An 18,949-nucleotide genomic window follows, 5' to 3' on the forward strand; every position below is an offset into this window, starting at 1 on the left:
TGCACCATCTGATTGATTTTTTCTGCTTTCGCAACATTCACGCTCGCCATTTCTAGCCACGTTGTAGTTCAATCAGCTTTAGGGATTGCCCGCAGTTAACCCTCACTACTAGCCAATCACTTGACTAGCAGGGCTTACTGATATATTTAATTAACTTTGGTTATAAATGGTTAAATAAATCGTAACAGTTAGTTACCCTTCCTATCTATCCTTTATAGTACACAATTTGAGTAGAAAGAACAGCTAGTGCAGAGAAATTATTTCCTCTATCTATATATTTTCTTCAACTTATCCGATCCCATACCACCTATAATCATGAATGCAAGGGGCAAAAGATTCATTACATATGGCGCATCTGCTACAATTGTAATACTTGCTCCAGCAAACTTATTTAGCATCCATACAACGATTTTTGCAATAAACAAAAATACTCCTATCATAAATAGACTATCAAAAAACACCTTCCATTTTGGATACGCCAATTGCTTACTATCTTCAATTACTTTCTGCGTCAATTCTTCATCACTCCTTAGCAGTTCATCAATTGTAATACCGAACAGATCACTTAAATGAATAATAATTTCAATGCTCGGATAGGTCTTTCCCGTCTCCCATTTCGAAACAGATTGCCTGCTCACATGAAGTTTTTCAGCCAAATCATTTTGCGACCAATTTCTTTTTTCCCTTTCTTCTTTTAAACGCTCACTAAAAATCATACTGTGTTTATCACCTCTCTACGCCCATTATGTTCAAATAAATGATGAAGAGTAAAGCGAGTTATCGTTGCATTTCCTGCGCAACTTATGCGTTACAGCTTATAATGGCGCTCTTTTATATGTATCTTCCCTATACTATGCTCCAATAATAATTTCTCGAACAATAATACAAGGAACGGATACTAATAAAGTGAAACTTTAATCAACCCTCACCAATCGGGCTTTTACGGACAGCCCGCCCCCCACCTAACTTCTTTGCTTCCGCTGAATTTTGAGGTGGGGTCTTACTGCCCGGCAAATAGCGGGATAAAGACTAGATTAGGCATAAAAAATACGCCATCCCTTCTTATCAGTCTCCAGAAAGAATAACGCAAATTTTCATTTTTACTCATCATTTTTCGGACTATATGAAAACCCCGGATATTTCACAACAGGCCTCTTCTCCTTACGCAGGGAATCCATTACTTGCGGGCCAACATGTATATTACTCTCCACTATTTCTTTAGGAGTCAGTGCCATCCATTGATTTAACGATACATCTTCAAAACGATTACTTCTGAACATCTCTAAAAACCATAATGTTTCGGTACCTGTATTTTGAATATAATGCCCCGTCGCAAACGGTACATATCCGACATCGCCAGCTCTATAATCAAATGTACGAGCGGTACCATTTCCAAGAAACACAGTCATTCTCGCTTCCCCTGTCAAATAATATTGCCATTCATCATTATTCGGGTGCCAATGAAGTTCTCTCATTCCACCAGGCTCAACCTCAACGAGCGCTGCTGCGATTGTTTTGGAAATAGGGAAATTTGTAGAATCTACAATTCGAACGCTACCACCAGGCGTCTTAATCGGCTTTTGTTTTAACAATTCATGTTTAAATGTTAAAGGAACTTCTCCTTTCGGTGATTGAATTTCCTGACTTTCAAGCGAACCTGGCACCTCTCCTTGATAAATATAAACTTGATCTGAAGGGATAGAACGAAAAGCACTCTCAGGTACTCCGAAATTAGCCGACAACACTTCTTTTGGCGTATGCGCAAACCAATCAGAAATAGCTAAAGTAGATAAATCAGAAAAATGCCCATCATCGAAAACGAGTAGAAATTCACAATGTTCCAATCCTTGAATGGAATGCGGGATACCCGGCGGAAAATACCAAAGATCACCTGGTCCAACATCAGCAATAAAATTACGCCCATTTTGATCAACAGCCGTTATGCGCGCCCGTCCTAAAAGCATATACGCCCATTCCGCTTCTTTATGCCAATGTAGTTCTCGTACTCCACCGGCCGTTAAACTCATATTTACTCCCGCAATCGTCGTCGAAACCGGTAGTTCCCGAGCAGTAATCTCCCGAGACCACCCGCCTTGTTTCAAAATCATAGAAGTGTCCGAAAATGAAAACTTCAAGTTAGGAACTAACCCTGCATCGGTTATAGGCGGAACAAGCATATTCGGATTTTGAATATCCCGCATAACATTACGAGGTCCAGAATCAATCGCACCTGCTCCGTCGCTGCGGATTGGTTGTGGCACATTCCCTCCCGCTTCATTAACAGTACGTTTCTTCATGATTACACTCCTTTTTCATCCGATTAGTAAGTAAAAAGCCTCCATCATAGTGTATGAATTGGGCTTTAGATGGTTACAGTTACTATGGAGTTACATCATCTGCCTATCATTATCGTTTCGTTCATTTCTCAACTTATACTAGTATGGACAGCGTCTGGAAAGACAATGAAGAAATTAAATTAAAACTAATAAAAAACCCTGTAAAATTTATTACAGAGTTTTTCACCAATTATTTATTGTTTTACATATCGAATACGAACATTATCGTCCATATGATAAATTTGTAATGTGTTTCCATAACTAATTTCTAACTCTTTACTTGCACCAACTGCACTTACAAATACCCCTTTAAATACTTTATTTTTAGTTGGTTTTGCTACCGATACTCTTCGCTGCCTCTTCAAACAGTTTTGAACCTTCTTGTGCTTTACTTAATGATTGATGCATTTTACTCTCGTCTTCTTGGTCTAATGCATCAAAGAGAAGTTGGAAACAATCCGCATACAGTTCCATCGATTGCTTTATCTTCACTTGTTCTCCCTGTAATTCAGGAGGTGCTTGTAAATTCTTCAGTTTCTTCGTTGTTGCCTTTGCTCCACCTAAACTTAGTTGTACTTCACTTTTCTTTTGTTTGTATGATTTTACATCTGAATCTGCTATTCCTTCAATTAATTTCATTGTATCTTCAATTTGAGTAGCACTGTTTATGATATCTGCCTTATACCTTTCAACATCAGAACCAGTTACCTTACCAGTTGAAGAATTAGAAGAAGAACTTTGTTGACTACTTGATGAACTACTATTTGTACCTTCACCTTTCGCTACAGATAAGCTATCCTCTTTCTTGCTATCAGTTGACTTACTCTCTTTTTCAGAAGTCTTATTCTCTTTCTCTACCTTTTGCGTTTCTTCTTTCTTTGGTTCAGCTTTCTTACCATCAGTTTCAATTGTAATACAACCACTCAATAACATAACTGGTAATGCTAAACTTACTAATTTCTTTGCTTTCATGATTACTAATACCCCTTTATTTGTAAAATGTAGTGCAAACAAGTTAATATACTTAACTAATAAATTTCCCCCGAATAATTTATTAAAATCTACTATCCATAGATTTCCTGTATATTCATAATATTTCCATATATATCATTTTACAAAGAATTACATATTTGGTCAAAGGGATTTATGTAGTCCTTAAAAGAAAATTTTAATCCCAAAGAAAAGAAGCTAACAATAAATTGTTAACTTCTCGGCTTAAGGAAAAAATAGTATCTTTCCTTATCTTCTAATATCTAGGTTGTGATTGAATATTTGTAAGATGAACATCATACATATCAATGATTTCAAGAAATCTATCAGCTTCACGGAAAACATGGTCTGCTAATAATGGATGAATGATACTCTTTATTTTACATTGCTCAATTAAATCACGTGCTGTTTTCTTAAAATCCCGAAGAGATGCAACCGACACACGATTTTGATCTAAAAATTGATCTAAAAGAGGGGCTGTTTGGGATTGTGGTTTCATAGATTCTAAGTCAATTGCTTGATACATCAATTCATCAAAATCATTGCTAAAATTCCGCGCTGTATCTACAAGCTTTCTTTCCGATGGATCAAGAAGATGGCCAATAAATTTAGCATGGTCTGCCATAATCCGTAAAAAGAAAACATTTTCTTTAATAATAGCATCAGGAAGAGCATCTAATTTACCTTCATTTAATTGTATTAAACGTTTTCTAAAATAATCAGCTTCCCTACTTGTATGGTCAACTAAAAGTGGAAAGTTATTTTGTCCTGGCAATTTACATGTGAGAATTAATCCTAAAATTTTTCGTTTAAATCCCCAAATATTAGTTGCGGCTTGTTGTACTTCTGCATTAAATCTTTTTATTTGCTCAGGATCTGTTTCATTTGTATAGGAATGCGCTATTTGTTCAATATGTTCAAACAATCGATAAAATTGATTCGCCTCTTCGATTAGTTGAGTATCCTCGCATCTAAATCCTAAACGAAGAAAAAAAGAATGCTCCTTCATGATTCTAGACCAAAAACGAATTTCATTTAATGAACGCTCAACAAACATTACAGATGTAACACCTGTATCCGGATGTAATGAAGTTTCATCCCTATGCATTGTTAATCCCCCCCAGTAAAATCCCCACTAGTTCCATTCTTATGAGTAAAAAAATATATAAATACCATCAATAAAAGTTTATGATGACTCTCTTATACATGTAAAATTAAACTAATATAACCTTAGCTTGATGAACATATACTGCTCCCGCAGAAGAAAAAAAGCTACCACCTAGATGTAAAATCCTACTAAGTGGTAACCTTTCAAAATTTCTATTAAAGCAATACCGAATCTTTATCACTATCCTGATTACGTTTCTCACGCTCTTCTTCTAAACGCTTCATATATACTTCGCCTTCTTTTTCGATAAACTCATTATCCATATCTTGCTCTTTTTTCGAAGTATATAAAACCATGTAGCCACTTAATACAATCCCAACAATTACAAGATAAACCCACCATGGTAAAGTTTCCACTCTACTTCATTCCTTTCCTTAGACAAGCCTTATTAGTTTCACTCTATGAGGAAAGAAGTGGATTTATGCTTAAAATTTTTATTGTGGATGCTTCACGAAAAATGCTTGTACATATTCCATAAACTCAATTGGTTCCTGACGAAACGGTGCGTGGTATCCTTTTTCAATAATATGAAACGTACTATTCGCAAATAGCCCATGATACAGTTCACCATTTTTCCACGAAACACTCTTATCATGTCGTCCCCATATAATTAAAGTCGGTACCTTAATTTTATCAGCTTCCATCGCAATGCGGCGCTCTCGCATTTTCGTAAGCTGATCATAATGCTCTTTATCATCACGACTATTTTTTACTTCATTTTTATTATACTTCGTAATCTCAGTTACAGTTTGTAAGTCCGTCGATAGCGGTGGTACTTCATAACTTTCTTTTTGCTGGAAAGACTCTATCCCTGTAGCATCCGCCAAGATGAGATGCGTCACTGCATCCGGATATAAATACGCTAAATTAAGGGACATCTCTCCGCCCATTGAATGGCCGAGCACCGCAAACTGATCGTATCCAAGCTTCTTCATTAACTTATAATATAAATTCACTTGCGCAGGAAACGAATACTGAAAATCAACCGGCTTAGAAGAACGCCCAAACCCTAAAATATCAACCGCAATAATCGTATGATCTCGCACTAGTTCCGGATAAATATCACTAAACCCATCAGAAGAACCACCAAACCCATGCAACATGAGTAACGGAGGTTTCCCCTCACCAATTTGCTTAAAATAAATCGTCTGCCCATCAATTTGCGCCATACTCTCTTTCGTATTCAGCTTCATCATAACAGTATCTTTCACTTCTTCAACCTTCGCAATCGGCTTATCAACGAAGTTACATACGATAAGCAAAACAAGCACAATACCGCTAATCAAATAAAACTTAAACCGTTTCAAAGTTCCCGTCTCCTTTCTTGAGTTGCTATTTAAAGTTTTTACATTTTTTGGTTGTTTTATGTTCTCTTTTTAATTGTAACTAAAACAGTTACAATTATATTAAAAAAATATAACTCATTTCTATTACTAATGGTTATTCTGTAACTATTATAGTTACATATTTAAAGTAAGTCAATTCTTTTCTCTACATGGCCTAAAAATAGAAAAAGGGACTTCATGTTGAAGTCCCTTTCTTTGTTATTATAGTTGGCTTACTCCGCCGTCGCCTTTATTATCTGCTGGTGCTCCGCCTGTGTCACCAATGTTAACGTAGTCTGGTCTTGCTGGTGCTCCGCCACCATCTCCTTTATTAAGTGCAACTGAATTAAAATCATGAAATCCTAGAGATAAAGTAAATGCGAACCCTATTACCGTTAATACAATTTTTCTCATTATTTTAACGCTCCTTTTATCATTTGTTTTTTTCTTGCTTCTTTACTCATATGATAATATTCGCTAGATTTTTCATGATTGTTTTCATAATAAAATTTATCTGCTAAGCGTTCCGTATACTCTTGAATACAATCAAATAATTCTTCTTTTTCAAAATAAGAAATCGCATCTAAAATAACATTTTCAAACTCACCAGTAGTCGCATTCATTTTATTTAAAATCATGAATCGGTATTGATACTCTTGATTTTTTAACTGATTACAAATACGTAACCCTTTATTTATTAACGACTCTGCTTTTTCTAATTCATTTAGTTTTAGGTATTCGTCTGATTCCAAGTATAGTGCTCGAAAATGATTAGGAGATTTCTTTGTTACTTCTGATAAGTGACGGATAGCTAACTCAGATAAATTTTGATTCGCGTACAATAAACCTAAATTATTTCTAACCATTAATATATATTTTTCATGATTAACTTGTTGGAAAACATTCAATGCTGTATTAAATGTTTCTTCAGCGAACTCGAATTGTTGTAAATCAATATAACACAACCCTAACATATTCTCGCACAACGCAAGATTAATCTCATAACCTGGTTGTTTTAAAAAAAACTCTTTTGCTGTTTTTATTTGATCAATCGCTAACATTTGTTGATATGATTGGTTATAAAGATATCCATAACGATAATGAAACTCCGCATGTTCTATCGGATCGGCAATATATTTCAATAACTTCTCAGCTTGCTCATACTGTTCTTTCGCTTCATTATAATTTGAAATTAATGTGCAATGAAACCCTTTAAAAAAGTGATAGTAATAAGCTAGAACACCTTCTGCCGGGATTTCAAAAGATTCTACTTTATCAAAACTATCTTCTCTAATCCCAATCCAATCAACTAATGCACCATATCTAAAATTCAACAACGCATGATAAAGCAATACATCCTGATCCACGTCCAACCCACTAATCTTACTTTCAATCTCCTCTTTCATTTCCGTGGCCTTCTCTATATTTTGCTGCAACATTACACGATACCAATCATCTAAAGAATGTTTCATTTGCTCCCGCGTTACTACATCTGCTCCCATACACTCGCATCCCCTTTTCTCCAAAATTACAAAATTAGGATTTTTATACAATTATTAAAATTGTATATTACCACTCCTTTTCTATGCATTGAAAAATAATTATCAGAAAATTTAATATTTTAATTAATTATACCAAAGTTTTCCTTTTTAATAACTTGAGAAATAATTGTCAGAAAACTTACTAGGATAAATAAAAAAGCAAGTAGTTCCAGCACTCCGCTAAAACTACTTGCTCTCCTACTTACTATCTCTATTTTTACTCTTTAATAAATTCCTTCGTACTTCTCACTGTATCAATTGGACGAACTAATTTTTCAATTTCTTCACGTTTTGGCTCTAGGAATGGAGGTAAAGATAATTTTTCGCCAAGTGTTTCGTATGGCTCATCTCCCATAAATCCTGGGCCGTCTGTTGCAAATTCAAATAAGATTTGTGGTGCAACTCTTGCGTATAATGATTCGAAGAAGTGACGGTCTACATAGCCAGATGAAGGAAGTCCAACGCTACTGATTCTCTCAATCCATTCTTCTAATACAGCGCGATCTTCTACGCGGAATGCAGCATGGTGAACCGTACCAAAACCTTGTCGTGCTTCTGGAAGAACCGTATTATGTTCTACAATGACAGAAGCACCGTTTCCCCCTTTATTCACTTCAAATAAATAGAATTCTCCTTCTTGCGCAACCTCTTTAAATAATAAAACTTTTTCTAACACTTCTTTGAAGAAACTAAAGTTTGCAATACGGATGAATACAGGCCCTAAACCAGTAATTGCATATTCTAATGGAACTGGTCCGTTTTGCCATGGTGTACCTGATTCAATCCCTTTATCAAGTTCATCTGAGATTAATTGATAGTGTTGGTCATCAAAGTCAACGAAAGAAAGAATTTTCTTACCAAATTGCTCTTTAATTCCTGTATGTTCTACTTCCAAACGGTCAAAGCGTTTCACCCAATACGCTAGTGCTGCATCAGTCGGAACACGGAATGAAGTTTTTGAAATTTCATTTGTACCGTGTACACCTTTCGGAACACCTGGGAAATCAAAGAATGTCATATCTGTTCCTGCACTACCTTTATCATCTGCAAAGAATAAATGATACGTTTGAATATCATCTTGGTTTACTGTTTTCTTAACTAAACGCATTCCTAAAACGTGAGTGAAAAACTCATAGTTCTTTTCTGCACTACTTGTAATCGCTGTAACGTGGTGAATTCCTTTTAATTGGTTCATTTTATATTCCTCCAATGTTTTTTAATTTATATTTTCTCTCCTATTACTTCTCTTCAATAGGTGCTAAATTCGCTTCAATCTCTGCACGCTGATCTTCTAAGAACGGTGGTAAATCAAGTTTTTCTCCTAAATGTTCCACATCTCCATCAACTGTAAATCCTGGTCCATCTGTCGCAATTTCAAAAAGGATTCCGTTTGATTCACGGAAATATAAGCTTTTAAAGTAGAAACGGTCGATGATTCCTGAAGAATGGAAGCCTCTTTGTTTCACCTGTTCTTCCCAATAAGCAAGCTCTGCATCGTTTTTCACGCGAATTGCTAAATGGTGAATGCTACCGCGGCCCGGTTTTTCAGTAGGACCATCTAAATATTTCACAACGATTTCTCCAAAAGCCTCTCCTTTAATGGACTGGAAAATCGCTTCTTGATCATTTCGGCTAACCTCTGTATAACCGAACATCTCTGTAAGTGTACTCGCCATTTTATCAAGTCTACGAACTGTCATTTCTACAGAACCCATTCCTTGAATTTGATGCTTTGTAGGAACTTCTGATTTCTCCCAAGTTTCCCAGTGCTCTACTTTTTCTCCGTTTGAAACGAGTAATACTAAGCGAAGACCTTCAGCATCCTCAAATTGCAAAGCAGGACGATTTGCATATGTTGTTATTTCACTATGTTTCACATCAAATTTCTCAAATCGTTCTTTCCAGTAATGTAAGCTATCCTCTGAAGGAACGAGCAATCCAATTCGAGTAATTGCATTTGTACCGCGATATGTTCTTCCTACTAAAGGAATTTCAAAAAATGATAATTCCGTACCTGGACTTCCTGTTTTATCTCCATAAAATAAGTGGTACATTGACGGATCATCTTGATTTACTGTCATTTTCACACGACGTAAGCCAAGCACATTTTTATAAAAGTGATTATTTTCATTTGCATTTTTCGTAACCATTGAAATGTGATGATGCCCTTTAATTTTATACATTTGTAATTCCTCCACTTCGTTTTACTAGTCAAGTGATGATAAAAAAATAATATGTTTTTTAGCTGTTCAATTTATTCTCATTATGTTTTTGTAAATTCATCTTGGTTTTTACTGCATAAGTTATTTTCGTTTTTAACTCGAAAACAACTGAGTGTATGTTTTTCATATGACTCAATCGCTTTCGTTACTATCACTTTACAACTCAAGTGATTAAAAAGCAAGTAATTTATCTCAAATTCGAGATATTTTTTTATTAAATAACATTTTGGACTAAAAACACGAGAAATTCTTGGTTTGAGGACATTATAAAATTCATAAGTTGATGGATGTGAGATATCGCCAGCATTTTTGAAAAAAACACGCTAAGAGTATGCGAGATTTTATACAGTTTTTTCGTTAATCCAATAACAGACAAGAACCCTAAAACCGCACCAGAATAGGAATGTATAAAAAATTGCATAGATTGATAGAACAAAAAAAGGAGGTTCCCTTGTGAGAGTAGGGTTCCTCCTTTTTCCTTGCTACCGATAATAGGACGTTATGTTAACTGATCATGTATAGGATATTCATATAGGAATTGTTTCTATCAATGCTGAATTATACAAAGAAGGAGGCATGATAATGAAAAAAGAACAATTAATATTAATTGCTAGTCTTACTCTTTTATTTCCTGTCCTTGAATTTTTCTTCCAGAAATATGATTACTTCAATTTTTACGCACATATAGGTATTATAGCCATTGCTGTATCAACTGTCGTATTCACACTCCATTATATAAAACAAATTTATAGGAAATTATGAAAGAATAGAATTTAATTGAATATGTTTTCTATTACCCGTTTCAAGCTTTTCCCCATACCTTTTACTGCCCATACTAGTTTAAGGAACACTTTAAAGATAGCATCCCATACGTGTTCATTAATAAAAAATTCGTATACTTTCTTTAACCACTCTTTCGGGGATTTACTCTTACGTTTAAACCTTTGCCAATGCGTTTCTTCACTAGTTTTCATAACTACCCCTTCTTTCTTAATCGAATATGCTTTCTATTAGAAGTTTTAACACCTCGCTATAATGATGAAAAGAACGAGGTTTATCATATCTGGCAATTTAATCACTCCTAATTTTAAATTAAATTCATTATATAACGATTTCTAAATTTTTAGTTAATTACTAGTGAGAATTAAGCAAAATTTAAACAAAAACACCTATGTTAGGCTTTAGTTACAGGTTTTCCCCCTATAAAATCAACTATTTGCGCCACCAACTATGGGGTACGCGAATTACTTTGATATTATCTTTGAACGAACAAAATAACTCCTTTCGAAAAACAAATGAACTGATATTAATCAACTTCCAATATCGAGAATTATGTAAATAAGCTGCCCATATGGACAGCTTATTGTATTTTTTGCTTAACATATTTTTTCTCAAATGCTGGCGGTACTCAATTTAAAAGTTGATATGCCCCCATTCTAGTGGCAAGATATGTTTTATTAGTTCTTCGTTACACCCATGCGTACTTCTTAACTATTTTATTTCATTTTTAATAAAGTGAAACTTTAATCAGTGGGGGTTTTCTTCACCCCCCACTGATTATCAACCCTCACCAATCGGACTTTAATGACTTAACATTATGCTTATCTTAGGAGCAAGGTATTTTATCGGTGAGTGTATACAAACCATGTAATGCTTGCTGTTAATAATGCTGACGAAATCAAAGCTGTAAGAACACTATATGTTTGCCACATAAGTATTGTTGACCAATCGAAAGCGCAGCACAGTATACCCAGAGCAATCGTAGCGATCAGGAAAATAACTGTTACGGTTATTCTCTTTTTTGTCATTGGCTGTCGCTCATTCGTTCTCCTTCTGCGTAATCCTAAGAGAAATAGCAAAACGGCCAATAGGCAAAAAATAATTGTGATAGACGACAAAATGATATCCAAAAGCTGTGTGCCGCTTATTTCATATGACTGAGTTAGATTGCCTTCTAATATATCTTTAACTTTTAGTACCATGTTTGTATTGGTATTTGTGCCGTTGCTCAGCAAGGAGACGGCTGTTCGTTCATTTGGCAGTATGACTACTTCGGTTCTGAAATTTGGATTGCCCCCAGTGTGTTCTATAATCGTTTGTTCGGCATTTACGGACCAACCTGCCGCATAATACATACCGTTGACAGCCGAAACAGACATATCACCCCTATGTGATTTTTCGATAACCGTGTGAAATATTTCGGGTATGTCCTGCACGATACCCATCTGTATGCCCAGCCAACGAGCCATATCTTTTGTATTAGAAATGATGTAGCCTGCGGGTTTATTCCCAGCATAATCCGGAGCTTTAAATGGAGTTGTCATAAAAAAGGAAGAACGGTAGCCCTGTGCCAACTGTCCAGTAGCTTGAGCATCTTCTTTATAAACATACGTCTGGTGAAGACCTAGCGGCTGAAATACCTGTTCCTTCATAAAGTCTTCATAGCTTTGTCGCGACACAATCTCAATAACCAAACCCAATACGTCATAATTAACGGTTCCATAGTTATACTGTTCACCGGGAGGGAACGCCAATTCAGCATCAACGAGCATTTCCACAGTCTTTTGCAACATATCCGGTGTATTGCCTTGTGGAATATTTTGAAGATGCCTAATATTTGTTAGACCACTGGTATGGTGAAGAAAGTTATTTAGTGTAAGACTTTGCATATCAACAGGTTTCCCTTGATACTTTAATGTAAACCAAGGTAAATATTTTTGGACAGGGTCAGTCATTGAGAGCAGCCCTTGCTCTTCCAATAGCATAATACCCATACCGGTAAAAGCTTTACTGACCGAGGCTAACTCATAGAGTGTATTTTCACTTGCAGACAACCCCTTTTCACGGTCTGCATACCCTGAAGAAAAGTAGAACACTTCATCATCAGCAAGTATTGAGATTGACATTCCCGGCACACCTGATATACGACAGGCATCATCTAGCAACGCTTGTATTGCCGCAGATTGCGAATCTGACAACGCATAACTTTGTGTTGCGAATCCTGAGAATAATATAAATATCGTTAATACAAAAACAATAATCTTTTTCATAAACTCTCCCTTTTGGAAAATTATAAGAAAATAATATAAATAACCTCCTTTTACAACTACGAAACTAATTTTTAATGTATCTTTCTATTCACCTATATAATATCAAATAATTGCGAATAGTTACACTTGAACGAACAGATGGATGTAATTTGAAACAACTTTAAAGAGCCTTGCTACGTAGAATGTAGTAAGGCTCTTAGCTTTTTAATAATCAAAATTCAATAACTTTATTATCATTATACAACAGCCTCACTAAGTGTATTAACACTTAATGAGGCCATTTGATTCACATTATTAATTATGGAACGTCGGCTTATAGAACGAACGATTATCAAGTGCGAAGACACGCTCTGTGTATTCGCCTGGTTTTGTGCGTCCTAATGCGCGGTCCATCATGTTCATTTTTGCATCTAAGTTATCGATGTAGTGCAGAATTTCTGCTTCTTTTACTAATGGTGGTTTTGGGCTACCCCATTCCGCTTTTCCGTGGTGCGAAAGGACGATGTGTTGAAGAATTAATACTTCTTCTGCATCGATTTGCAATTCGTCTGCCGCTTTACCAATTTCGTTCACCATAATAGAAATGTGGCCTAGTAAATTTCCTTCTAACGTATACGTTGTAGAAATTGGGCCAGATAGTTCGATTACTTTACCAAGGTCATGTAAAATAACGCCTGCATATAGTAAGTCTTTATCTAACGATGGGTATAGATTTGAGATAGCTTTCGCTAAATCAAGCATTGATACGACGTGATAAGCTAGTCCAGATACGAACTCGTGATGGTTCTTTGTCGCTGCTGGATAGTCTAAAAATTCGTTTTGATGCTTATTTAATAAATGTCTTGTTAGACGTTGAATGTTCGGGTTTCTCATTTCAAATATGTATTGCGTAATTTTCTCAACCATATCTTCTTTTTTCACTGGTGCTTTTTCTACGAAGTCTGAGATGTCTGTTACTTCATTTTCATTCGCAACACGGATTTGTTTCACACGTAATTGAATACGTCCTTTGTAGTTTAAAATATCTCCAGCTACTTTCACGATTGTTTCCGCTACATATTGTTTCTCAACTTCTGGTGATACGTCCCATAACTTCGCTTCAATATCTCCACTTGGATCTTGTAAGATTACTGTTAAAAATGGCTTTCCATTGCTTGCGATACCTTTTGTCGCTGTTTTAATTAACAAGAAAATATCGACTTGTTCACCAACTTCATACTCTGCAATTTTCTTTTTCATTCGAATTCCTCCACCAAATCAGTTACTTTTAGTATAGCACACTACAACTCATTTTCTTTACGCATATGTGTTAATTTTATAATCTGTTTTTCTGTAAAATACGCGAGTAAATGCGCATGACATGTAAAGAATATGACTTGTCTATCCTTTGCAATTTCCTTTATAAGTTCAATCGTTCGATTCGTCCTTACCGCGTCAAAGTGCACGAAACTATCATCAATAATAAATGGATAATCATGCTCAAATGTTTTTGCTAGTGCAAATCTCAGCGATAAATACAACTGCTCCGCTGTCGCTTGGCTTAGTTCATGACTGTAAAAACGCATACCATCGTTACGCTCTACAATAAACGGCTCTGACTCTGACGGTGAAAAGATTTTACTATATCGTCCGCCTGTTAAATAGACGAAATACTCTTCTGACTTTTGTAAAATACGAGGAAGATGTACTTCATGATAATATTGCTTCGTTTTCGTTAACACCGTTTTTGCGGCCGCATAAGCAGCCCACTTCTTCACTTGTTCACGCACTTGCGCTTTTTTCATTTCCCATTCATGCATTAAATCACCGTACGTACTACCTTCTTCTAAATTCGCAATTTCCATACGATGTTTCGCAATATGCTCTGTCAGTTCTTTCTCTTGCGCCAGACAGTTTTGCACGACTGTCAGTTCTTGCTTTAATTTTCCGTCATAACCGTCAGCTTCGTAATGTTCAGCTAATGATAAACTCGTTAAACGTTGTTCTAACAGATCAATTTGCGGTAATAAACGCCCCACTTGTTTCTCTGCATCTTCACGTTTTTCCGCTAGTTTACCTGCTTCTAAAAACATCTCTTCATCTGTAGACGCTGCAATATGCCATAAACTGTCTCGTTCTACTAGTAATTGCTTTAATTGTTCTTGCATAAACTCATATTCTTCTTGCCATTCCGCCAGTTTTTCTTTTAACTGCTTACAAGTTTGGCGCTTCTCTTTCTCATTTTGCATACGGCTTTGTGCCTCGTGTAGCTTACTATACTCCGCACTACCGATAACATTTTCTAGTTTATGTTCAAACTGCGAAATCATTTCATATAATGAAGATTTTCGCTTGCCTTGTTTCTCTAATTCACGATATAATTGCTGCATTTTTTCAATACGCTCAAACGCCGGCAATATGTGTGCATACGTATAAAATTCAGGAAACATATAGCGCGTTTTATATGCATCGACTTGTTCTCCCGCCTGGAACGTTTCTCTCTCCCATTCCTCATACGATGAAACGACTTTATCATACGCTCGTTCCAACTGCTGTAACTTATAAGACTCACGCTCAAATAACTTCCGAATCTCTTCATCTTTTTCTAACTGATAGCGAACAGACATCGCTTCTTCACTTTGTCTCCCGCCAGCACTTTGCTGAAGTGTAAGGAGCTCTTCTTGTAATCCACTTGATGGATCTTTATATAAAACAAGGGCGAGAACAATCCCTACAAATACGATGACACTAATAAATAAGAGCGGGCGATTGTCTATCAATAAGCTTGTGAATAAAATGCCTGTATTAATAAGGAGTAACAGAAGACAAACTCTTTGCCACTGCTTTTTCTTTTGCTTAGCTGCTCCTGTTTTCTCTTCATACTTGCGCTTCATTCTCTCTGCGCCCATACCGATAAACGCCGCATCTTGGAACGATTTCTCTTTCTCAACTAACACATTTCTCTCTTCATCCACTAACATTTGTTTCTTAATCTGTCTTATATTTTCTTCTTGTTCTTCTAATTGCTCTTGCGCTACTTTAAAACGATCATCGAGCTGTGCTTTTTGCGTTTCTAATTCGCGCGCCTTTTGCACTGTTTGCGTAATTAACTCTTTCGTTGCCAAACTCATATCAAATGAAAGAACTGTTTCCTTTTCAAAAGTAGTACCAATTTGTTGTTCTAGTTCTGCGATTTCTTCTTTTATATTCGTAATATTCCCGCTCATATCACGCATTTCTTGGCGTGCATTTTCGTAAGACATATGCTGCATACGAAGTTCTTCTACATAACTTTCTTTTTGTAAAAACTCTTCATCTATTTGAATCGAAGCAATTTCCGATTGCACTGTCTCAATTTTCTTGTGGAGCGAATCAACTTGTAATTGAAGCGGCTCCATTTTCGCCTTAATTGCTTCATAACGCGCCATTCCGTTTACAGGAAACTGCCCGCTCTCGTTCTCTAACACTTTCTCATGCGCACGTTTTTCAATAACGAGTGGCTCAAGCGCTGCTAATATTTCATAATCTTGCTTTCGCTTTTCTGCACTCTCTTTTTCCCCGCGAACAGAAGCAAGCTTCTCTTCACTTTCTTTTAACTGCTCTACTTGTTTTTCATACGTGCCAATTTTTCCTTGCCACTCTTTCATCTTCTCTTCAAGTTTCTTCATCTCTTGCAATGACACGTTAATTTCTGGTTTACGCCCACTCGGCTTGAAGCGCTGGTCCATTTCTTTTTCTAGCTTTTTATCTAACTGCAATAGCGCATCACTTCCGACTGCACTTGCCGAAAATAAATAATTGCCAATATCCGCTTCGCCTAGCTGATGAATATTTTGAAGACCATGCATATCAAATGAAAAGACAGATTCAAATAAACTTTCATTCATCCCGCTTAATATATCGTTTAAAATTTCTTCTCCGCCCGTTTTCCCGTCTTCAAAATAAACGGTCACCTCGCCAGCTGCCGTCTTTGGCAATCGCTCAATTTTCAAACGACCGTACTGCCCTGTTTGCACAGTCATCGCACCGCCATACTTCCCGCCTTCTTTCGGCTCATAACGGCGCTGTCCTCTCGTCGGAAAACCGAATAAAATGCTTTTCATAAATGAGCGAATTGTCGATTTCCCCGCTTCATTTTCACCATATAACACCGTCAGCAAGGAAAGATCCATTTCCACATTTTCTAATTTTCCGTACCCATAAATATGGAGTTTTTCAATTCTCATTTTTTATCCCTCTCTTGCTGGAATAATTGCTCTAAAATAATATTTTCTGCTTCCTTTTGAATCTCTTTCTTCTCTTCTTCTGTAAAAGATTCAATACTATTACGCGCTACAGGAGATGTCCAAATAGTGCGCAATACTCCGTCCATATTGCTGAAAGCTTCTAACTCCTTTAGCACACTACCTACGAAATGATTTTCCGCTTTCAAACGTTCGATTTCCGCAAAAGAAACCGTCTCATTTTTCCACTTCATCGCATATACAAAATCTTTTCGCTCTTCGCCAGATGCTAAAATGTGAAAAATCTCTTCCACGCGCTTTTCGTCACGCAAATAAGGTGAAAGTGGACCTTGTCCTGTGAATACGACAGTTAATAGCGTACCTTCCTCTTCTCTTCGGCATTCATTCATCGCAGTAGATAGGCTCGTCATAAGTTCATCAACAGTTTCAAGTCTATCAATACAAACTTCGATTTCATCCCATACAACATCTGCCGTATGGAAAAATGAACACTGCGTTCCTTGTTTCGTAAGTTCAATAAGGTACGCACCCTTCTCGCCTGTTTCCTTACGATGACGACCTTGTATGTTCCCTGGATAAATAATGCATGGTTCTTCTGATAAAATTTCACGTTTATGTATATGGCCAAGAGCCCAATAATCAAACTGTTTTTCTTTCAACTCACGAATTTGAAACGGTGCATAGCGATTATGCTCTGCATCTCCTTCCACACTTCCGTGAAGCATGCCAATATGAAAAGGCGCATCACTCATTTTCGTATACTGCGCTGTCATATTATCCGTTACCGCTTGCTGCAAATAACTAAAACCATAAATAGAAGCTAATAGCTCACCATTTTTATAAAATGATTTCTCTTCTACATAAGGCTCAGTAAATACATGAACATTTTCCGGAAACTCAATTGCTGCCCAGCTTCCTCCTAAATGATCATGGTTACCGTGAATAATAAAAACAGGGATATCGTACTGCGAAAGTCTCTTCATTTGCTCACGCACAAACACTTGCGCCCTCAAACTTCTCGTCTCCGCATCATACAAATCCCCAGCTAGTAATACGAAATCAACGCGCTCTTGAATTGCTTTATCAACAATACGCTCAAATGATTCAAACGTACTTTGCTTCATTCTCTCCCAAACAGACTGCGCAACATTCATCTCCATCCCTTTAAACGGACTATCCAAATGCAAATCAGCCGCATGTATAAACTTTACTTGTTTCACAAATAACGATCCTTCCTATCTTTCAAAAGTTTCATTTTATCAAAATTAAAATCGCTGAAAACTAATAATCATCGAGAATAAAAATATTCTCGATGATTAAAGTTTCATTCTATTTTACCACGCAATGTCATATATTTCTTTGCATATTGTAGCATTTTATGTCAAAATAATTATAAGATTCTGATTTTAATTATTGGAGGGAATTTTCATGGGAGTATACGTTCTAACAGTCTTTGAAAAAGATGGTTCAAAAGCATTAGACGAATCATTCGAGGCGGCAACTGAAAAAGAAGCAAAAGCAAAAGGTGAATCTATCTTACAAGAAAAAGGATTGTATGAAAAAACACATCGCTGTACATCTACTGCAGGTAAGCTCGTTTTATTCCAGCGCTAAAAAAAGAAGCGTCATCCGCTTCTTTTTCACTCTACTATATCTTCGTCACACCACGTAAACACCACATCTAGAATGCGATTACCGATACGTACGCGTTTATTCCATTTACCTGTTTGGATCTGATGTTGCAATTCAGCTTTCATCTTTTCCGTCCAGTCGTGAATCGTTTCACTACCGTCGTACGGATATACGCTCGGAAACTCTTTCTGCAGTAGATGCAAGCTCTCTGCATCAAAATGAAAATGGAAGAAGTAGTTTGCTGTAAGCGATGGTTCTTGCAATCGTAAAAAATGATCATCAATTTGCTTTCTATTTCGATAGAAAGTAAAGATATTCACTTTACCGCTAGTAATTTGGTCAATTTGAATTTCGTGCTTCTCTATAATCACGTCTTGTCCACCTCGTTGTATACTATCTTTAGTATATATGTCTTTTGCAACAAAGTTAACCATTTTCGCGCGAAATTCATTTCCTTCATTA

The 18,949-nt window shown here is 36.3% G+C and carries 19 protein-coding genes; 2 read left to right on the plus strand and 17 right to left on the minus strand.

From position 1 onward, the window contains the following. Window positions 1-266 precede the first annotated feature (266 nt). The 11 genes from HMAS_RS18950 to HMAS_RS19000 all read right to left on the minus strand — a co-directional run bounded on the left by HMAS_RS18950 (window position 267) and on the right by HMAS_RS19000 (window position 9,543). Window positions 267-716 carry a helix-turn-helix domain-containing protein gene (locus HMAS_RS18950; RefSeq protein WP_025710251.1) on the minus strand — a complete coding sequence of 150 codons (450 nt, stop codon included), beginning with the start codon at window positions 714-716 and terminating at the stop codon, window positions 267-269. 384 nt (window positions 717-1,100) lie between these two features. Beyond that, a complete protein-coding gene (locus HMAS_RS18960) occupies window positions 1,101-2,297 on the minus strand; it encodes an oxalate decarboxylase family bicupin (RefSeq protein ID WP_000747514.1) in 1,197 nt (398 codons plus the stop codon). A 233-nt stretch (window positions 2,298-2,530) separates the two neighbouring features. Beyond that, window positions 2,531-2,701 (minus strand): hypothetical protein, encoded by a 171-nt coding sequence (locus HMAS_RS27785; RefSeq protein WP_162871156.1) that lies wholly within the window; start codon window positions 2,699-2,701, stop codon window positions 2,531-2,533. Beyond that, window positions 2,661-3,308 (minus strand): DUF7018 domain-containing (lipo)protein, encoded by a 648-nt coding sequence (locus tag HMAS_RS18965; RefSeq protein WP_025710249.1) that lies wholly within the window; start codon window positions 3,306-3,308, stop codon window positions 2,661-2,663. Before HMAS_RS18965 ends, HMAS_RS27785 begins: the two co-directional genes overlap by 41 nt. A 274-nt stretch (window positions 3,309-3,582) precedes the next feature. Then, entirely contained in the window at window positions 3,583-4,434 is an 852-nt protein-coding gene (locus HMAS_RS18970) for a DUF2935 domain-containing protein (protein WP_000554479.1), read from the minus strand. A gap of 215 nt (window positions 4,435-4,649) precedes the next feature. Next, a complete protein-coding gene (locus HMAS_RS18975) occupies window positions 4,650-4,850 on the minus strand; it encodes a sporulation YhaL family protein (RefSeq protein WP_000449223.1) in 201 nt (66 codons plus the stop codon). A gap of 78 nt (window positions 4,851-4,928) precedes the next feature. Then, a complete protein-coding gene (locus tag HMAS_RS18980) occupies window positions 4,929-5,801 on the minus strand; it encodes an alpha/beta fold hydrolase (RefSeq protein WP_000819469.1) in 873 nt (290 codons plus the stop codon). A 240-nt stretch (window positions 5,802-6,041) separates the two neighbouring features. Further along, complete coding sequence (locus tag HMAS_RS18985; RefSeq protein ID WP_001227132.1) at window positions 6,042-6,233, minus strand: hypothetical protein; 192 nt, start codon at window positions 6,231-6,233, stop codon at window positions 6,042-6,044. Then, a complete protein-coding gene (locus tag HMAS_RS18990; RefSeq protein ID WP_044307196.1) occupies window positions 6,233-7,321 on the minus strand; it encodes a histidine kinase in 1,089 nt (362 codons plus the stop codon). Before HMAS_RS18990 ends, HMAS_RS18985 begins: the two co-directional genes overlap by 1 nt. 256 nt (window positions 7,322-7,577) lie before the next feature. After that, window positions 7,578-8,555, minus strand: a complete 978-nt coding sequence (locus HMAS_RS18995; RefSeq protein ID WP_001072568.1) for a ring-cleaving dioxygenase — start codon at window positions 8,553-8,555, stop codon at window positions 7,578-7,580. A 43-nt stretch (window positions 8,556-8,598) separates the two neighbouring features. Continuing rightward, a complete protein-coding gene (locus HMAS_RS19000; protein WP_000276675.1) occupies window positions 8,599-9,543 on the minus strand; it encodes a ring-cleaving dioxygenase in 945 nt (314 codons plus the stop codon). Window positions 9,544-10,164: 621 nt separating this feature from the next. Here HMAS_RS19000 and HMAS_RS19010 point away from each other — a divergent pair. Continuing rightward, on the plus strand, window positions 10,165-10,344 hold the full coding sequence (locus HMAS_RS19010) for a hypothetical protein (protein ID WP_048558527.1): 180 nt from the start codon (window positions 10,165-10,167) through the stop codon (window positions 10,342-10,344). An 11-nt stretch (window positions 10,345-10,355) separates the two neighbouring features. Here HMAS_RS19010 and HMAS_RS19015 read toward each other — a convergent pair whose 3' ends face one another. The 5 genes from HMAS_RS19015 to HMAS_RS19035 form a co-directional block, all read right to left on the minus strand. Continuing rightward, entirely contained in the window at window positions 10,356-10,556 is a 201-nt protein-coding gene (locus tag HMAS_RS19015; RefSeq protein ID WP_000858032.1) for a hypothetical protein, read from the minus strand. 648 nt (window positions 10,557-11,204) lie between these two features. Continuing rightward, window positions 11,205-12,632 carry a serine hydrolase domain-containing protein gene (locus tag HMAS_RS19020; protein WP_070179905.1) on the minus strand — a complete coding sequence of 476 codons (1,428 nt, stop codon included), beginning with the start codon at window positions 12,630-12,632 and terminating at the stop codon, window positions 11,205-11,207. A 294-nt stretch (window positions 12,633-12,926) separates the two neighbouring features. After that, entirely contained in the window at window positions 12,927-13,871 is a 945-nt protein-coding gene (yhaM, locus tag HMAS_RS19025) for a 3'-5' exoribonuclease YhaM (RefSeq protein ID WP_000726639.1), read from the minus strand. Window positions 13,872-13,912: 41 nt separating this feature from the next. After that, window positions 13,913-16,837, minus strand: a complete 2,925-nt coding sequence (locus HMAS_RS19030) for an ATP-binding protein (protein ID WP_061113542.1) — start codon at window positions 16,835-16,837, stop codon at window positions 13,913-13,915. Next, complete coding sequence (locus tag HMAS_RS19035) at window positions 16,834-18,075, minus strand: metallophosphoesterase family protein (RefSeq protein ID WP_061113541.1); 1,242 nt, start codon at window positions 18,073-18,075, stop codon at window positions 16,834-16,836. Before HMAS_RS19035 ends, HMAS_RS19030 begins: the two co-directional genes overlap by 4 nt. Window positions 18,076-18,283: 208 nt before the next feature. Between HMAS_RS19035 and HMAS_RS19040 the strand changes: the two genes are divergently transcribed. Continuing rightward, window positions 18,284-18,469: a YhzD family protein gene (locus HMAS_RS19040; protein ID WP_000539552.1), complete on the plus strand. Its 186-nt coding sequence runs from the start codon at window positions 18,284-18,286 to the stop codon at window positions 18,467-18,469. 26 nt (window positions 18,470-18,495) lie between these two features. On the opposite strand, the gene HMAS_RS19045 is transcribed toward HMAS_RS19040, so the two are convergent. Continuing rightward, window positions 18,496-18,858: a hypothetical protein gene (locus HMAS_RS19045; RefSeq protein WP_000582785.1), complete on the minus strand. Its 363-nt coding sequence runs from the start codon at window positions 18,856-18,858 to the stop codon at window positions 18,496-18,498. Between the last annotated feature and the right edge of the window lie 91 nt (window positions 18,859-18,949).

The sequence above is a fragment of the Bacillus sp. HMA207 genome (genome assembly GCF_003402455.1).
GTDB classification, from domain to species: domain Bacteria; phylum Bacillota; class Bacilli; order Bacillales; family Bacillaceae_G; genus Bacillus_A; species Bacillus_A cereus.

Coding starts and splice junctions, on each gene's coding strand:
- HMAS_RS19015 (WP_000858032.1), bottom strand. CDS start 10,556: ATGAAAACTAGTGAAGAAACGCATTGGCAAAGGTTTAAACGTAAGAGT.
- HMAS_RS18985 (WP_001227132.1), bottom strand. CDS start 6,233: ATGAGAAAAATTGTATTAACGGTAATAGGGTTCGCATTTACTTTATCT.
- HMAS_RS19000 (WP_000276675.1), bottom strand. CDS start 9,543: ATGTATAAAATTAAAGGGCATCATCACATTTCAATGGTTACGAAAAAT.
- HMAS_RS18950 (WP_025710251.1), bottom strand. CDS start 716: ATGATTTTTAGTGAGCGTTTAAAAGAAGAAAGGGAAAAAAGAAATTGG.
- HMAS_RS19030 (WP_061113542.1), bottom strand. CDS start 16,837: ATGAGAATTGAAAAACTCCATATTTATGGGTACGGAAAATTAGAAAAT.
- HMAS_RS19010 (WP_048558527.1), top strand. CDS start 10,165: ATGAAAAAAGAACAATTAATATTAATTGCTAGTCTTACTCTTTTATTT.
- yhaM (WP_000726639.1), bottom strand. CDS start 13,871: ATGAAAAAGAAAATTGCAGAGTATGAAGTTGGTGAACAAGTCGATATT.
- HMAS_RS18990 (WP_044307196.1), bottom strand. CDS start 7,321: ATGGGAGCAGATGTAGTAACGCGGGAGCAAATGAAACATTCTTTAGAT.
- HMAS_RS18970 (WP_000554479.1), bottom strand. CDS start 4,434: ATGCATAGGGATGAAACTTCATTACATCCGGATACAGGTGTTACATCT.
- HMAS_RS19020 (WP_070179905.1), bottom strand. CDS start 12,632: ATGAAAAAGATTATTGTTTTTGTATTAACGATATTTATATTATTCTCA.
- HMAS_RS18995 (WP_001072568.1), bottom strand. CDS start 8,555: ATGAACCAATTAAAAGGAATTCACCACGTTACAGCGATTACAAGTAGT.
- HMAS_RS18965 (WP_025710249.1), bottom strand. CDS start 3,308: ATGAAAGCAAAGAAATTAGTAAGTTTAGCATTACCAGTTATGTTATTG.
- HMAS_RS19040 (WP_000539552.1), top strand. CDS start 18,284: ATGGGAGTATACGTTCTAACAGTCTTTGAAAAAGATGGTTCAAAAGCA.
- HMAS_RS18960 (WP_000747514.1), bottom strand. CDS start 2,297: ATGAAGAAACGTACTGTTAATGAAGCGGGAGGGAATGTGCCACAACCA.